This is a genomic window from Desulforamulus ruminis DSM 2154 (assembly GCF_000215085.1).
GTDB lineage: Bacteria > Bacillota > Desulfotomaculia > Desulfotomaculales > Desulfotomaculaceae > Desulfotomaculum > Desulfotomaculum ruminis.
The window spans coordinates 2,401,807-2,416,667 of the sequence record NC_015589.1 but is presented as its reverse complement, the minus strand read 5'-3'; the positions used below and the strand labels follow the sequence as shown (position 1 = coordinate 2,416,667).

Genomic DNA, 14,861 nt, shown 5'->3' with positions numbered 1-14,861 from the left:
GTGGTCCCCCCTTAGTTCTCACTGGCAGTGGGTGCCAATTTTTTAATTACTTCTAAAATTGCATCCGGAGTCATTTGACCGTGTACTTCTTCGTCAGCCACAACCACCGGAGCCAAACCACATGCCCCTAAGCAGGAGACGGTTTCTATTGTAAAAGTTAAATCATCGGTTGTCGGTTTGTCAGGGGTAAGGCACAATTCTTTGCGTACAGCCATCATGATGGGTTCTGAGCCCCGTACGTGACAGGCCGTGCCGTCACAGACACGGATAACATATTTTCCTTTGGGAATGAGGGAGAATTGAGCATAAAAGGTAGCCACACCCAACACGGTGGCAGGGGAGATCCCCATGGCTGAAGCAATATAGGTTAAGATTTCTTTGGGCAGGTAACCGTATTCTGTCTGAGTTTCCTGCAAAATAGCGATAAGATGAGACACTTTTCCTTCATGGGAATCAATAATTTGTTGTAACTTTAAAAATTTTATATCTCTGTTTTCCATCATAAACCCCCCTTTGGTGTGGGAAAAGCCCACTAAAAAACGTGGTTCAACCAATTGTCTAATTAAATATCCTCACCTGTTGTCTTTATAGAAAAATCAAACCACCACCTCTTTAATTTTTTATAAGGTAAGGACAAACGGTTTCATCAAATGTTGAATTAAATCAGCTTAGATATGTAAATTTTGTGATGAAAAAGTATTACAAAAAATTGAACATTTATTGTACAATAAAGATGCGCTGAGTTAAAACTTCCTTAAATTAAGCCATTCCTGGGGTGATGTTTATAAAACCAAATAAAATAAGGGCTTGCAACAATTTCGAAAGCCAAGTTTGACATAATTTTTTATATAAGTGAAACATTCTGAATATATTATAGGCATGGTGATGTTTGGTTGTCAATTAAAGAATGTCATTTAACAAAACAAACCCGTCTAATAAGTTAAACAAATAGATTGAACAATCTAATAATAATAACAAGAAATAATACAGAAACAATTCAGTCAATATTGAAAATTTTGAAATAAAAGATGCGTCAGGATCATTCTTTTTAATGGTTTGCGCCTTAAGATTCGGTATGTTATGATGAATTTATCAAAAATCCGGGGGGGTTTGTCTATTGTGATGGACTACTTAGCAGACAAACTGACACAGTGGATAAAGGCTGAAATCCAAAAGGCCGGTGCCCTTGGGGCTGTGGTTGGCTTAAGTGGAGGAATTGATTCCGCTGTGACTGCTGCATTATGCAAAAGAGCTTTTCCTGATCATGTCCTGGGTGTAATCATGCCCTGTTTTAGCAATCCTCAGGATGCCAAAGACGCCAGACTGGTTGCCGAAACACTGGGTGTCCCGATAGAAACCGTCAACCTGGATGAACCCTTTAAATGGTTTGTTCATCGTTTTACAGGTCAAGATTACGATGTACACTGTTGTGATATGTCCATTGTCAATATAAAGCCAAGGCTAAGAATGATAACACTTTACCATTTGGCGGCTAGACACAATTATCTGGTTGTGGGAACCGGCAACAGAGCCGAACTGGTAGTGGGTCATTTTACGAAATACGGCGATGGAGGCGTTGATCTTCTGCCCATTGCCAACCTGGTTAAATGCCAGGTGAAAGAACTGGCGGAGGAACTGGGGATTCCCCGACGCATTATTGATAAAGCCCCTTCGGCGGGACTGTGGTTTGATCACTGTGACGAGAAAGAAATGGGTGTAACCTATAAGGATCTGGATCATTACATTTTAACCGAGGAAGGTCCCGAGGAGGTTAAAGAAATTATTCAGAACCTGGAAAGGAAAAGGGAGCACAAAAAATTCCTTCCCCCCATTCCCCCGGTTTTTTAAAAGGGATCGCTTGTCTTTAGAAAAGCTGGTACACTGCCGTGTAACCAAGCTTTTTTTCGGCAGTTAAAAATTAATTTATTAGCAAGTTTCTTTTAAGGAGAGAGATCATACAGTATGTCCGGACATTCCAAATGGTCAACCATTAAACGTAAAAAAGCGAAAATAGATGCCCAAAGGGGTAAGCTTTTTACCCGGCTTTCCAAGGAGATTATTATTGCCGCCAGAAACGGCGGGCCGGACCCTGCGGGGAACAGGAGACTGAAAACCGCTGTGGAGAAGGCCAGAGAAGCCAATATTCCCAACGACAACATTCAGCGGGCCATCCAAAAGGGCGCCGGAGGAGGCGAAGGGGCTAATTTCGAGGAATTTGCCTATGAGGGATATGGTCCCGGAGGCGTGGCGGTCTTAATTTATGTCGCAACCGACAATCGAAACCGCACGGCCGCAGAGGTTCGGCATATCCTTTCCAAACAGGGGGGCAACCTTGGGGAGTCCGGTTGTGTCAACTGGATGTTTAAGGAAAAAGGAATTCTGATTTTGGATCGTTCTCAAATCAAGATGAGCGAAGACGATCTGATGCTGGCAGCTTTGGAGGCCGGTGCCGAAGATATTAAAACCGAAGAGGACAGTTTTGAGATCACCACTGCACCGGAGGATTTTGAAAAAGTTTGTGAGGCTTTGAAACAGCAGGGGATCCCCCTGGCCGACGCGGAATTATCCATGGTTGCTCAAACCATGGTCAAGCTGCAGGGCGACGAGGCGGAAAAAATGGTCAAAATCATTGATCTGCTGGAAGACAACGACGATGTCCAGGCGGTATATACTAATTTTGAGATGGAAGAATAACTTTTAAAGCCGGGTTTCCGGCTTTTACCTTTTTATAATACAATAGAACAGGAGCTTTACAGATTCCACGATTTTTAAATCTTTATATACCCTCTAAATCTCCGTGTAAATCCGTAGAATCCGTTAAATCGGTGTTCTATTGCTTAAATTAGGATAGGACTCAAGGTAAGTTTTCTTTTCCGGGAATGTATAGGGAATGGGAGCAAGTGGCAATACTAACCAACTAGGAGGGGTGGTTGGTATGCTGAAAAAAATACTCTGGATGGGTTTGGGGGCTTTGCTGGTTGTAGCCCTGGTGACTGTGTTTATGGTTGGCGGCAAGATGGATGCCAAGGATGCGCAGGCCCGCTGGGCCATATTAGAGGTATTTGCTCAGCAGGCAGGGCCGGCCCTTTCTCCAAACATCATCATCCGTGAAGAAAATGTTTATCTCTGCGGCGATATTGAAGAGGTGGGAAGGAAAACCGCCGGGATGGCGAAATTAACAACGGAGAAAGAGTTAAAGGAATATTACGGCTCCAGGGATTTTACCCTGCAGATAAATAAGGATGAAATTGTAGCCCAGAAAAGAGTGAAAGATTTTTGTACTTATCATAAAAACTTCAGGCATTTCGGTGCCTATCAGGATAAACTGGCCGTTTATCAAGGACCTTTGGGGTATAATCAGAAATTACTAAAGGTAGAAGAGTCCTTTCCTTTGAACAGTCTGTCAGAAGATTTTCAAGTAAAACTCCAGCAGTCCATGGATTTTTGGCATATGACGCCCAAAACCCAGACCAATCTAAGAGATGAATTGGAATTTGCCAGTGAGGATGCCATGAATGCCGTGCTGGAAAACTTGGATGAAATGCAGGAGTAATTGAATTATTTTTAAAAGCACAAACAACAGAACAGAGGTTTGTAGTATAATATTCCCAGTATGATGATGGAGGTAACGATGATTATACTGGGTATTGACCCGGGTACGGCCATTACCGGCGTTGGTTTGGTGGAGTACAAGGGCAACCGTTATACACCGGTTGCTTGTGAATGTCTGCGGACAAGTCCCCAACTGACGCTGGATTTGCGCTTAAAAAGATTGTATACGGAAATAACCCGCATTATTGAGCAATATCAGCCCCGGTATATGGCTGTGGAAGAATTGTTTTTTAATAAAAATGCGAAAACCGCCCTTGCCGTTGGACATGCCCGGGGCATTGCCCTGTTGGCCGGAGCCAATTACGGCCTGCCTGTGGCGGAGTATACGCCGCTGCAGGTTAAGCAAGCGGTTACCGGATATGGTAAAGCAGATAAACAGCAGGTGCAATTTATGGTCAAAACCCTTCTTTCTTTAAAGGAAGTTCCCAAACCGGATGATGTGGCCGACGCCCTGGCAGTGGCTATCTGTCACGCTCATTGGAGTTCAGCCCCGGGAGGTCTTAGGTAAATGCTTGCATATATTCGCGGAAAACTGGCGACCGTGGCCATGGGATGGGTGGTGGTGGAAGTGCAGGGGATCGGTTACCGCCTACATATTCCAGCCATGACCCCCTTGCCGGGAATCGGTCAGGAGGTAAAATTTCATACCCATATGGTGGTGCGGGAGGATGGCCTGCAAGTTTATGGATTCTCCCGGGAGGACCAGATGGAATGTTTTTTAGCCCTCCTGGATGTGGCCGGAGTGGGTCCCAAGGTAGCTCTGGCCGTGGTTTCTTTTCTTCAACCGGAGGCTTTACGATTAGCTGTGGCCGGCGGCGATGTTAATCCGTTAGTTAAAGTACCGGGGGTTGGCAAAAAGACCGCCCAGCGCATTCTGCTGGAGTTGAAGGATAAGCTGAAAGGTCCTTTTGAAGGAAACGATCTTTCGGAATCCGCTGGACCGGTCTCCGGGCAGACGGCAGCAGCGGAAGAGGATGCGGTGGCAGCCCTTTTATCCCTGGGTTACGGTCAGGCGGAAGCCAGGCAGGCGGTGGATAAGGCCTGTAAAAAAACTGCCCCTGGGGATGTTTCCCATATTATTAAATACGCCCTTAAAGAACTGGCCCCGGCCAAGTAACCGGAGGTAAGCATGACGGAAAGAATCATATCCCCCGGGATGCAAATGGAAGACAATGAACTGGAAGCGGGATTACGTCCCAGAAAATTAAATGAATATATCGGTCAGCAGAAAGCCAAAGAGACCATTTCGCTTTTTGTGGAAGCAGCCAGGCAACGGGGAGAAGCCCTGGACCACGTGCTGTTGTTCGGCCCTCCGGGACTGGGAAAGACCACCCTCAGCAATATCATTGCCAACGAGATGGGAGTGAGCATCCGCACCACATCGGGCCCTGCCATTGAAAGGCAAGGGGACCTGGCGGCCATACTCACCAATTTAGCCCAGGGAGATGTTCTTTTTATTGATGAAATCCATCGTCTCAGCCGGGCGGTGGAAGAAATTTTATATCCGGCCATGGAAGATTTTGCCCTGGATATTGTACTGGGCAAGGGGCCCGGCGCCCGTTCCATCCGGCTGGACCTGCCCAAATTTACCCTGATTGGCGCCACCACCCGGGCAGGGATGCTGGCTTCACCTCTCCGGGACCGCTTTGGTATTATCAGCCGCCTGGAGTTTTATACGGTGGAGGAACTCACCGTCATTGTGCAAAGGGCGGCCCGGATCTTAAACGTAGCCATTGACCAGGCAGGAGCAGAGGAAATTGCCCGCCGTTCCCGGGGTACGCCCAGGGTGGCCAACCGTCTGTTAAAGCGGGTTCGTGACTACGCCCAGGTAAAGGCTCAGGGAGATATAACCTGGGAAGCTGCTGCCCAGGCCCTGGAGTTTTTTGAAGTGGACCCCCTGGGACTAGACCAAACGGACAGACACTTGCTAAGAACCATGATTGAGAAGTTTAACGGGGGACCGGTGGGTTTGGATACCATTGCCGCCGCCACCAGCGAGGAAGCGGATACCGTCGAGGATGTTCTGGAACCTTATTTAATGCAGTTAGGCTTTATTACCAGAACTCCCCGGGGGAGAATGGTGACCCCCCAGGCCTATAAACATCTGGGGCTGCCGGTTAAAAAAGACGAAAACGGCAAGGTTCAGGGGAGTTTATTTTAGCGCCGGTATGTTAAAATAAGGAATAAAAATTCACTGGAAAGGGGGGCGCTTAAGGGGATGAGTGAGGAACGGCTGGAACGGATGGAAAATTTACTGTTGGATTTAGTGAAAATGGTTGGAGCCAATAACACCGCAGTCAAAGATTTAAAAGGGGATATGGACGGGGTTAAGTCGGAGGTAGCCGGTTTAAAAACTGAGGTGGCAGGTTTAAAGCTGGATGTAACGGAATTAAAGTCGGATGTATCGGTGTTAAAAACCGATGTGGCGGAATTAAAAACCGATGTGACAGGGTTAAAGTTGGATGTGGCGGAATTAAAATCGGATGTATCGGCGTTAAAACGCGACGTATCGGAGTTAAAAATCGATGTTAGGGAATTAATAAGAAACCAGGAAATTTTTAGAGAAGAACTGTTTACTCAATCCGCCCGGCTGGATGAATATTTTAAGGACTTATCAGAAAAACTCTCGGATGTAGCCTTAAATGCCAATTACGCCGTTAGTATGGTGGTCAAGCATGATAAAGAGATCTTTGCCATTAAAGAAAGACTTTCACTGTAAAAATTTTCTCATGAGAAGGTTGGATCATTTTAGGGGTCTGAAATGTTGAAGAATAGGATAAGGATCGGTTTATGAAAAAATTGCTTTTGCACGCCTGCTGCGCCCCCTGCTCCATACACCCGCTGCAAACCCTGCGGGAAAAGAACTTTGACGTATACGGACTTTTTTATAATCCCAATATTCATCCCTATATGGAATTTAAAAAGCGCAAGGATCAGTTGGCGGACTATGCCGGACAACAGAACTGGAAAGTTATTTTTGAACATCAATACCTGCTGGAAGAGTATTTGCGGGAAGTGGTTCACCGGGAAGCCCGGCGCTGTCAGGTATGTTATCATATGCGGCTGGAAAAGACCGCCCAGATCGCTAAAAAAGGCAACTTTGACGCCTTTTCCACCACCCTTCTGGTCAGTCCCTTTCAAAAACATGATTTAATTCGAGAAATGGGTGAAAATCTGGGTGAGCAGTACGGCATCCCCTTTTATTATCAGGATTTTCGCCCGGGTTTTAAAGAAGCCACTCTGCAGTCTAAGGAGATGGGAATGTACCGGCAGTCCTACTGCGGCTGTATTTACAGTGAAAAGGAACGGTATTACCGTCCTGAAAAGAATCCGGACCGAAGCAAGGGGGATCAATGATGGGCCCGTCCTTAGCGCCTTTGGCAAAAATGCTGATTTTTTTTGGGCTTATGCTGGTCATCCTGGGGGGCATCCTGCTGCTGGCGGGAAAAATACCCGGCCTTGGCAGGCTGCCTGGAGATATCTTTGTGCAAAAGGGAAACTTCACCTTTTATTTTCCCCTGGTTACATCCATTCTGCTGAGCCTGCTTCTGACCGTGATTTTAAACCTTTTCTTGCGGCGCTAGGGTTAGTGGGCGGAGTAAAGCCGGCTGATGACCGGAGCCTTATAGCCAACGGCAAATAATGGAATACTATTTTACAGATATAAGTTAGAAGGAGACAGAAGTTTGCAGTTAACGGACTTTGATTATGAACTACCGGACGAGCTGATTGCTCAGGAGCCCGCTGCCAAACGGGACCAGTCCCGGTTAATGGTTGTACATAAAAAAGATAAGAACATTGAGCATCAACAATTTACAGATCTTCTGAAATATCTGCGGTCGGGGGATGTGCTGGTAATGAACGATACCAAAGTCATCCCGGCCCGCATTTACGGTATCAAGATTTCCACCGGGGCCAAAATTGAAGTGCTTTTACTGAGGCAAGTAGCGGAGAACTGCTGGGAAGTGCTGGTTAAACCCGGGAAAAAAGCCCGGGTGGGGGAACGATTGGACTTCGGTGCAGGACAAATGCAGGGAAAAATATTGGATTACACCGATGCCGGCGGGCGTGTGATCGAATTTAGCTGCCGGGAACCCTTTCTGCAAGTGCTGGAACGGATCGGAGCGATGCCGTTACCGCCTTACATTAAAAAACCACTGGTGGATCAGCAGCGTTACCAGACGGTTTACGCCCGGCAGGAGGGGTCGGCAGCAGCGCCCACCGCCGGGCTTCATTTTACCCCGGAGCTTTTGGCGGAAGTAAAGTCTTTGGGTGTAAAGATTGCCTATGTCCTGCTTCATGTGGGCCTAGGCACCTTTCGTCCGGTTCAGGTGGAGGATGTGACCCGGCATACCATGCACCAGGAATATTACGAGATTACCGACCGGTCCGCCGAAGAAATTAACCGGGCCAAGGCCTCCGGCGGCAGGGTGATTGCGGTGGGCACCACCAGCGTTCGCTGTTTGGAGACTTCTTCCAATGAACAGGGACAGGTTCTAGCCGGTTCGGGCATGACGGAAATCTTTATTTATCCCGGGTATTCTTTTAAAGTGATCGACGGACTGATCACCAACTTTCACCTGCCTAAATCCACCCTGCTGATGCTGGTTAGCGCCCTGGCGGGGCGGGAAAAAGTCCTGGAGGCTTATCACCGGGCGGTGGAAGAAAAGTATCGCTTTTTTAGTTTTGGCGATGCCATGTTAATCATTTAGGAGGCGGAGATGGCAGTTAAAATAATCATTGATAAGGAAGAAAAACATACCCGGGCCCGACTTGGGAGGTTATCCACTCCTCACGGGGAGGTGGAAACCCCTATTTTTATGCCGGTGGGCACCCAGGCCACGGTGAAAACCATGACTCCCGAAGAAGTTAAAGACACCGGGGGAAGATTAATTCTAAGCAATACCTACCACCTGTATTTGCGGCCCGGGCATGAACTGGTTAAGGAAGCCGGAGGACTGCACCGCTTTATGAATTGGAATGGCCCCATCCTGACCGACAGCGGCGGTTTTCAGGTTTTTAGCCTGGGACCTCTGAGGACCATCACCGAAGAGGGTGTTACCTTTCGTTCCCATATTGACGGTTCTAAGCATTTGTTTACACCGGAAAAGGTGATGGAGATTGAACAGGCACTGGGAGCGGATATTGCCATGGCCTTTGACGAATGCGCGCCCTATCCCTGCGACAAGGAATACGCGGTGGCCGCCCTGGAAAGGACCACCCGCTGGGCGGAGCGGTGTAAGGCCTCCCACCAAAGGAAAGATCAGGCTTTGTTTGGTATTATTCAGGGAGGGGTTTTTAAAGATCTCCGGGAGCGCAGCGCCCGGGAACTCATGGAGATGGACTTTCCGGGTTACGGCATTGGCGGGCTTTCGGTGGGCGAACCCAAGGAAATCATGTATGAAGTGCTGGATCATTTAGTCCCCCTCATGCCGCGGGATAAGCCGCGTTACTTGATGGGTGTGGGTTCGCCGGATTGTTTGATTGAAGGCGTCATCCGCGGAGTGGACATGTTTGATTGCGTGTTGCCTACCCGGATTGCCCGAAACGGCGCGGTCTTCACCCACAGGGGCAGGCTGACGGTGCGCAACGCCGAGTTCGCCAGGGATTTCCGCCCTATGGACGAGCAGTGTGACTGCTATGCCTGCCGTAATTATTCCAGGGCTTATATCCGGCATCTGATTAAAAGTGAAGAAATCTTAGGAATACGCTTAACCACCATTCATAATTTGCATTTCATCCAAAATTTGATGAAAAAAATAAAAGAAGCCATCCGAGAGGACAAATTATTGGAATATCGGGATGAATTTTACAAACAATATAATGAAGGTTAATTTTTCCTGCAAAGCAGGGAATTTAAGCCAGCAGGGAGAATTTTAAACTATTCCAAAAAAGGAGGTATCGTGTTGAATTTTTTTAATTCACAAACTGCAGGTTCCATTATTTATATTGTCGCTTTATTTGCCGTTCTTTATTTTTTAATGATCCGGCCCCAGCAAAAGCGTCAAAAGCAGCACACCAGCATGATTAAGGCTCTTAAGGTGGGCGACCAGATCATTACCGTGGGCGGTATGGTGGGTTCTGTGATTAAGATTAAGGATAATACGGTGATGGTGAGGGTTGCCGATAAAGTGCATATTGAACTGCTCAAGACGGCCATCTCCCAGGTCACCGAAAAGTCCCCGGAAGAATAAACGTTAAAAAGAGTTTTTTCGACTGAGACCTTATATAAATCAGCAGAAACAAAATGATCTTTTTTTCGTCTTTTTTGATGAAGACTGCAAAGTCTGACAGTCGAACCCAATAAACCGGTGGATTGATAAGGAAGAGAAACAGAGTAGGCTTAGTCCTACTCTTTTTATCATAGGCCTTGAGACTGTATCCTTACTTTGGGAGTGAAGCATTTGGGTATCATGCTTGAAGATGTTAAAGCCAACCCCGTGGTGGATGCCTGTATCCGCAAGGGCAACGAGTATCTAGGTGTAATGGGTTTTACAGAACACAGCTACCGCCATATCAATTTGGTTTCCAGTATCGCCCGGAATATTTTAGAGAAGCTGGGGCGTCCTCAAAGAGAGTGTGAATTGGCAGCCATCGCAGGCTATCTTCACGATATCGGCAATGTGGTCAGCCGGAACGATCATGGCATTTCAGGAGCCAATATTGCCTTTCCCCTCTTATTAAATATGGGTATGCCCCCGGAAGAAGTTTGCACGGTGGTTTCCGCCATTGCCAATCATGAGGAGCAATACGGTTATCCGGTCAATCCCGTGGCTGCCGCTTTGATTGTGGCCGATAAATCCGATGTGCACCGCTCCAGGGTGCGGAACCAGGATTTTGCCACTTTTGACATTCATGACCGGGTAAACTATGCGGCTTCTCATGCTTTTGTGTTTGTCAATGAGGATCAAAAGACCATCACCATGGAATTAAACATTGATATTGAGATTTGTCCGGTCATGGAGTATTTTGAAATCTTCCTGGCCAGAATGATGCTGTGCCGCAGGGCAGCCAATTATCTCGGCTGCAATTTTGAGCTGGTTATCAATGGCGCAAAACTGCTGTAAAGTGAAGAAATCGCTTCATTGACAGGGGAATTTTGCAGGTATATAATTAATTTTGTTTACCTGCAGTATAAAAAGGGGGAAATATGGAGATGAAATGGGGCAGTGTTCTTAGACTGTTCGCAGTTATCGTTGCCGTTGCTGTCATCGCGGTATTTAGCGTACAGCCCATCTTTCCGAATGTGAAATGGTTGCCAGTGGTTAATTCAATCCCGCTGGGGCTTGACTTACAGGGCGGTGTGCACGTAACCGTGCAGGCCCATGATACGGATGAGGCGAAGGTCACCCAGGATGGGATGAACCAATTGATTGAAGCCATTGAACGCCGTGTAAATGCTTTCGGCGTATCCGAGCCGATTATTCAACAGGAAGGCAAGGATCGTATCATCGTTGAATTAGCAGGCATCCAGGACCCGGATCAGGCGGTCCGGGATATTGTGAAAACAGCCTTTCTTGAATTTAAAGATGAAAACGGCAATACCATTTTAACCGGTGCGGATCTAAAGAACGCTACCGAAGGAAAGGACCCCACCAGCGGCCAGATACAGGTATCCCTGGAGTTTAACCAGGCAGGCACCAAGAAATTTGCCGATGCCACCGCCGCCAATGTGGGTAAAAAGATTGCCATCCTGTTGGATGGACAAGTCCTGCAAAACCCCACCGTGGAGGAACCTATCACCGGAGGTCAGGCCCGCATTACCGGGTATGCCGATTTAAATGAAGCCCATACCATTGCAGTTCTGTTAAAATCCGGCTCCCTGCCCCTGAAGACCGAAGTGATTGAGAAGCGGACCGTGGGTCCCACCCTGGGAGCGGATTCTTTGAATAAATCGGTGAAGGCCGGTATTATCGGTTTGGCTGCTATTTTATTTTTCATGCTGGCTTACTACCGCCTGCCCGGTTTAGTGGCAAACTTTGCTCTGATCGTTTACGCTTTAGCGGTGCTGGCCATCTTTGCGGCCATGCATGTAGTGTTAACTTTGCCGGGAATTGCCGCCTTTGTACTCTCCATGGGTATGGCGGTGGACACCAATATTATTATCTTTGAGCGTTTAAAGGAAGAACTGCGCAGCGGTAAACCCTTGAGATCCGCCATTGATGACGGTTTTAAACGAGGCATCACCGCCGTCATTGACTCCAACTGCACCACGTTGATTTCCACGGCCGTATTGTTTTATTTTGGCACCGGTCTGGTCAAAAGTTTTGCCGTTTCCCTGGCCATCGGTGTTCTGGTTAGCTTAATCACCGCGATTTCCTTTACCCGGTGGATGCTGCACACCACAGCCGACACCGGACTTAAGGGTCGGAAATTCTACGGGGCGTAAGGGAGGTTAAACAATGTTTCATATTATTAAACTACGTAAGATTTGGTATGCCATCTCCCTGATACTTGTGGTTATTAGTGTGGTTTCCTTGTCTACTCAGGGACTGAATTTAGGCATTGATTTTACCGGTGGCAACATCGTGGAACTAAAGTTTAAGAATCCCACTACCACCGAAGATGTTCGCAACATCCTTGCGGAATATAAGCTGGAAGACAGCCAGATTCAAAGCGGCGGGGAAAATGACTTCTTTATTCGCACCCGGGTACTGTCCCAGGAAGAAAGCGACAAGGCTTTTAGCAATATTGGTGAAAAGCTGGGCGGAGCCACCATCCTGCGCAATGAATTGGTGGGACCGGTGGTGGGGAAGGAACTGACCCAAAAAGCGCTGCTGGCTTTGGCGGTTGCTTCCGTTTTGATTTTGATCTATATTTCCTGGCGTTTTGAATTTTGGCAGGGTGTGTCAGCTTTTATTGGACTGCTGCACGATGCCCTGATTATGGTCGGTCTGGCCTCGGTATTCCAGATTGAAATTGACAGTTCCTTTGTGGCGGCGGTGTTAACAGTGATTGGTTATTCCATTCACGACTCCATCATTATCTTTGACCGGATCCGTGAGAACCTGCGCATTAATCGGAAGGAAGAACTGACCACCTTGATCAATAAATCTTTGTGGCAGACCATGGCCCGTTCCATTAACACCGTATTGACCGTTGTGTTTGTGCTGTTGTCGTTATTCCTTCTCGGAGGCAGCACCATTCACAGCTTTGTAGCGTTGCTGCTAATTGGTATTGTTTGCGGGGCTTATTCCTCAATCTTCACCGCAGGCCCCCTGTGGTATGATTTAAGGCAGTTGCAAAACCGCAAAAAGGCTGCCAAGGCTCAAGCATAATACAGGATACAATAGCAGCGCGGGGAATTCCTCGCGCTGCTTTATTCCACTGTTGCAAACATGTGGCGGCTGTCTGTCTGTGGGTTGGCGCCTGCCCTGTTTCTTTCATTTTTTAAGGAGGTAAAAGTGTGATGTTGGATCAAATTGTAAAGGAAAAGCCGGGCAACCGTGTTATCATTACCGTGATCGGTCAGGACCGGGTTGGCATCATTGCCGGTGTTTCCGGCGTTCTGGCAGAAAACAAGGTAAACATTCTTGACATTAGTCAGACCATTTTGCAGGGTTTTTTTTCCATGGTGCTGGTGGCGGATATTGAAAAAAGTACCAGCGAACTGAGCAAGCTAAAGGAAAAACTGAACCAACTGGGTCAAGAACTGGGCGTTAAGATTGATGCCCAGCACGAGGATGTTTTCCGCTATATGCACCGTATTTAAGTTTGAATAAGCAATCGGGAGGTTTAAGGGTGTACAGTTTAAGTGAAGTTTTGGAAACGATCCGCATGGTGCAGGAGGAAAACCTGGACATTCGTACCATTACCATGGGTATCAGCTTACGGGATTGTGCGGATGCGGACTATAAAAAATCCTGCCAAAAGATTTATGATAAAATTACCTCCCTAGCCGGAAATCTGGTAAAAAGCGGGGAGGAAATTGAACGGGAATACGGCATTCCCATTATTAATAAGCGTATTTCGGTTACTCCCATGTCCCTGGTGGCTGAAAGCAGTAATGCCGAGAACTATACGGCTTTTGCCATGGCCATGGACCGGGCGGCGAAAGAGGTGGGAGTCAATTTTATCGGCGGCTTTACGGCTCTGGTACATAAGGGATTTACCAAAGGCGATCGCATTTTGATAGATTCCATCCCCGAGGCCTTATCCACCACCGAAAGGGTCTGTTCCTCAGTAAACGTAGGCAGCACCAAGGATGGCATCAACATGGATGCAGTCTACCGTATGGGAAAAATTGTTAAGGAATGCGCCGAACGAACCGCCGATCAGGACGGTCTGGCCTGCGCCAAACTGGTTGTCTTTTGTAATGTTCCGGAGGATAATCCCTTTATGGCAGGGGCCTTCCACGGCATTGGCGAACCGGAGTGTGTGATTAATGTTGGGGTTAGCGGACCCGGCGTGGTAAAAAATGCGGTACAGAAGGTAAAGGGCAGTGATTTTGGAACCCTGGCGGAAACCGTAAAAAAGACCGCCTTTAAGATTACCCGCATGGGTGAACTGGTGGGACGGGCGGCAGCCGGAAAACTGGGGGTTCCCTTTGGAATCGTGGATCTTTCCCTGGCACCCACTCCGGCGGTGGGCGACAGTGTGGCCGAGGTGCTGGAAGCCATGGGTCTGGAATGTTGCGGCACCCACGGCACCACGGCGGCCCTGGCCTTGCTGAACGATGCTGTGAAGAAGGGCGGAGCTATGGCTTCCTCTTATGTTGGCGGTCTTTCCGGGGCCTTTATTCCCTTAAGTGAAGATGCCGGAATGATCCGGGCCGCTGAACGGGGCATACTAACCCTGGAAAAATTAGAAGCCATGACTTGCGTCTGTTCCGTGGGCTTGGATATGATTGCCATTCCCGGCTCTACTTCCGCGGAAACCATTGCCGCCATTATCGCGGACGAAATGGCCATCGGCATGGTAAACTTTAAAACCACCGCGGTAAGAATTATTCCGGCACCGGGCAAAGAAGTGGGGGACAGTGTGGAGTTTGGCGGTTTATTAGGTCACGCCCCCATTATTCCGGTAAAAGGGGCCGCGGCGGCGGAATTTGTTGCCCGGGGAGGACGCATTCCCGCGCCCATTCAAAGCTTAAAAAACTAAAAAATTATAGAACACGGATTTTACGGATTTCCACGGATTCACACGGATTTTTAAATTCTAAATAAAATCCGTGTGAATCCGCATCATTCGTTAATCTGTGTTTTATTCTTTTCTAGGGTAATCCTTTTGCTACGTGCACCAAGGAGTGA

General features: G+C 47.7%; 18 protein-coding genes. 17 read left to right on the top strand and 1 reads right to left on the bottom strand.

The genetic code is table 11. The annotated features are described in order from the left end of the window. Positions 1-11 precede the first annotated feature (11 nt). Entirely contained in the window at positions 12-500 is a 489-nt protein-coding gene (locus DESRU_RS12080; protein ID WP_013842389.1) for an NADH-quinone oxidoreductase subunit NuoE family protein, read from the bottom strand. 619 nt (positions 501-1,119) lie between these two features. Here DESRU_RS12080 and nadE point away from each other — a divergent pair. From nadE to DESRU_RS11995, 17 genes are all read left to right on the top strand, one after another. Next, positions 1,120-1,848: an NAD(+) synthase gene (gene nadE / locus DESRU_RS12075; RefSeq protein ID WP_013842388.1), complete on the top strand. Its 729-nt coding sequence runs from the start codon at positions 1,120-1,122 to the stop codon at positions 1,846-1,848. Between the two features lie 114 nt (positions 1,849-1,962). Continuing rightward, positions 1,963-2,694 (top strand): YebC/PmpR family DNA-binding transcriptional regulator, encoded by a 732-nt coding sequence (locus tag DESRU_RS12070; protein ID WP_013842387.1) that lies wholly within the window; start codon positions 1,963-1,965, stop codon positions 2,692-2,694. A gap of 241 nt (positions 2,695-2,935) precedes the next feature. Beyond that, positions 2,936-3,553, top strand: a complete 618-nt coding sequence (locus DESRU_RS12065) for a hypothetical protein (RefSeq protein ID WP_013842386.1) — start codon at positions 2,936-2,938, stop codon at positions 3,551-3,553. A 78-nt stretch (positions 3,554-3,631) separates the two neighbouring features. Beyond that, positions 3,632-4,120 carry a crossover junction endodeoxyribonuclease RuvC gene (ruvC, locus tag DESRU_RS12060; protein WP_013842385.1) on the top strand — a complete coding sequence of 163 codons (489 nt, stop codon included), beginning with the start codon at positions 3,632-3,634 and terminating at the stop codon, positions 4,118-4,120. Beyond that, positions 4,121-4,729: a Holliday junction branch migration protein RuvA gene (ruvA, locus tag DESRU_RS12055; RefSeq protein ID WP_013842384.1), complete on the top strand. Its 609-nt coding sequence runs from the start codon at positions 4,121-4,123 to the stop codon at positions 4,727-4,729. 12 nt (positions 4,730-4,741) lie between these two features. Further along, entirely contained in the window at positions 4,742-5,773 is a 1,032-nt protein-coding gene (gene ruvB / locus DESRU_RS12050; RefSeq protein WP_013842383.1) for a Holliday junction branch migration DNA helicase RuvB, read from the top strand. A 57-nt stretch (positions 5,774-5,830) separates the two neighbouring features. Next, a complete protein-coding gene (locus DESRU_RS12045) occupies positions 5,831-6,331 on the top strand; it encodes a hypothetical protein (RefSeq protein ID WP_013842382.1) in 501 nt (166 codons plus the stop codon). Positions 6,332-6,402: 71 nt separating this feature from the next. Beyond that, positions 6,403-6,969, top strand: coding sequence for an epoxyqueuosine reductase QueH (locus DESRU_RS12040; protein WP_013842381.1), 567 nt, complete (start codon positions 6,403-6,405; stop codon positions 6,967-6,969). Beyond that, entirely contained in the window at positions 6,969-7,196 is a 228-nt protein-coding gene (locus DESRU_RS12035) for a DUF2905 domain-containing protein (RefSeq protein ID WP_013842380.1), read from the top strand. The genes DESRU_RS12040 and DESRU_RS12035 overlap by 1 nt, the downstream gene beginning before the upstream one ends. Positions 7,197-7,298: 102 nt before the next feature. Further along, positions 7,299-8,324 (top strand): tRNA preQ1(34) S-adenosylmethionine ribosyltransferase-isomerase QueA, encoded by a 1,026-nt coding sequence (gene queA / locus DESRU_RS12030; RefSeq protein ID WP_013842379.1) that lies wholly within the window; start codon positions 7,299-7,301, stop codon positions 8,322-8,324. 9 nt (positions 8,325-8,333) lie between these two features. After that, positions 8,334-9,446: a tRNA guanosine(34) transglycosylase Tgt gene (gene tgt / locus DESRU_RS12025; RefSeq protein ID WP_013842378.1), complete on the top strand. Its 1,113-nt coding sequence runs from the start codon at positions 8,334-8,336 to the stop codon at positions 9,444-9,446. Between the two features lie 72 nt (positions 9,447-9,518). Beyond that, positions 9,519-9,806, top strand: coding sequence for a preprotein translocase subunit YajC (yajC, locus tag DESRU_RS12020; RefSeq protein ID WP_013842377.1), 288 nt, complete (start codon positions 9,519-9,521; stop codon positions 9,804-9,806). A gap of 210 nt (positions 9,807-10,016) precedes the next feature. Then, positions 10,017-10,679 carry an HD domain-containing protein gene (locus DESRU_RS12015; protein WP_013842376.1) on the top strand — a complete coding sequence of 221 codons (663 nt, stop codon included), beginning with the start codon at positions 10,017-10,019 and terminating at the stop codon, positions 10,677-10,679. Between the two features lie 89 nt (positions 10,680-10,768). Next, the gene (secD, locus tag DESRU_RS12010; RefSeq protein WP_013842375.1) at positions 10,769-12,001 is read left to right on the top strand and encodes a protein translocase subunit SecD; all 1,233 of its coding nucleotides are present in this window, start codon (positions 10,769-10,771) and stop codon (positions 11,999-12,001) included. Positions 12,002-12,014: 13 nt separating this feature from the next. Further along, a complete protein-coding gene (secF, locus tag DESRU_RS12005; protein ID WP_013842374.1) occupies positions 12,015-12,890 on the top strand; it encodes a protein translocase subunit SecF in 876 nt (291 codons plus the stop codon). A 131-nt stretch (positions 12,891-13,021) separates the two neighbouring features. Next, a complete protein-coding gene (locus tag DESRU_RS12000; protein ID WP_013842373.1) occupies positions 13,022-13,324 on the top strand; it encodes an ACT domain-containing protein in 303 nt (100 codons plus the stop codon). Positions 13,325-13,353: 29 nt separating this feature from the next. Then, positions 13,354-14,712, top strand: a complete 1,359-nt coding sequence (locus DESRU_RS11995; protein ID WP_013842372.1) for a PFL family protein — start codon at positions 13,354-13,356, stop codon at positions 14,710-14,712. Positions 14,713-14,861: the final 149 nt, after the last annotated feature.

Coding starts and splice junctions, on each gene's coding strand:
- DESRU_RS12080 (WP_013842389.1), bottom strand. CDS start 500: ATGGAAAACAGAGATATAAAATTTTTAAAGTTACAACAAATTATTGAT.
- ruvC (WP_013842385.1), top strand. CDS start 3,632: ATGATTATACTGGGTATTGACCCGGGTACGGCCATTACCGGCGTTGGT.
- DESRU_RS12040 (WP_013842381.1), top strand. CDS start 6,403: ATGAAAAAATTGCTTTTGCACGCCTGCTGCGCCCCCTGCTCCATACAC.
- DESRU_RS12035 (WP_013842380.1), top strand. CDS start 6,969: ATGGGCCCGTCCTTAGCGCCTTTGGCAAAAATGCTGATTTTTTTTGGG.
- tgt (WP_013842378.1), top strand. CDS start 8,334: ATGGCAGTTAAAATAATCATTGATAAGGAAGAAAAACATACCCGGGCC.
- ruvB (WP_013842383.1), top strand. CDS start 4,742: ATGACGGAAAGAATCATATCCCCCGGGATGCAAATGGAAGACAATGAA.
- DESRU_RS12000 (WP_013842373.1), top strand. CDS start 13,022: ATGTTGGATCAAATTGTAAAGGAAAAGCCGGGCAACCGTGTTATCATT.
- secD (WP_013842375.1), top strand. CDS start 10,769: ATGAAATGGGGCAGTGTTCTTAGACTGTTCGCAGTTATCGTTGCCGTT.
- ruvA (WP_013842384.1), top strand. CDS start 4,121: ATGCTTGCATATATTCGCGGAAAACTGGCGACCGTGGCCATGGGATGG.
- DESRU_RS12045 (WP_013842382.1), top strand. CDS start 5,831: ATGAGTGAGGAACGGCTGGAACGGATGGAAAATTTACTGTTGGATTTA.
- DESRU_RS12070 (WP_013842387.1), top strand. CDS start 1,963: ATGTCCGGACATTCCAAATGGTCAACCATTAAACGTAAAAAAGCGAAA.
- DESRU_RS12065 (WP_013842386.1), top strand. CDS start 2,936: ATGCTGAAAAAAATACTCTGGATGGGTTTGGGGGCTTTGCTGGTTGTA.
- secF (WP_013842374.1), top strand. CDS start 12,015: ATGTTTCATATTATTAAACTACGTAAGATTTGGTATGCCATCTCCCTG.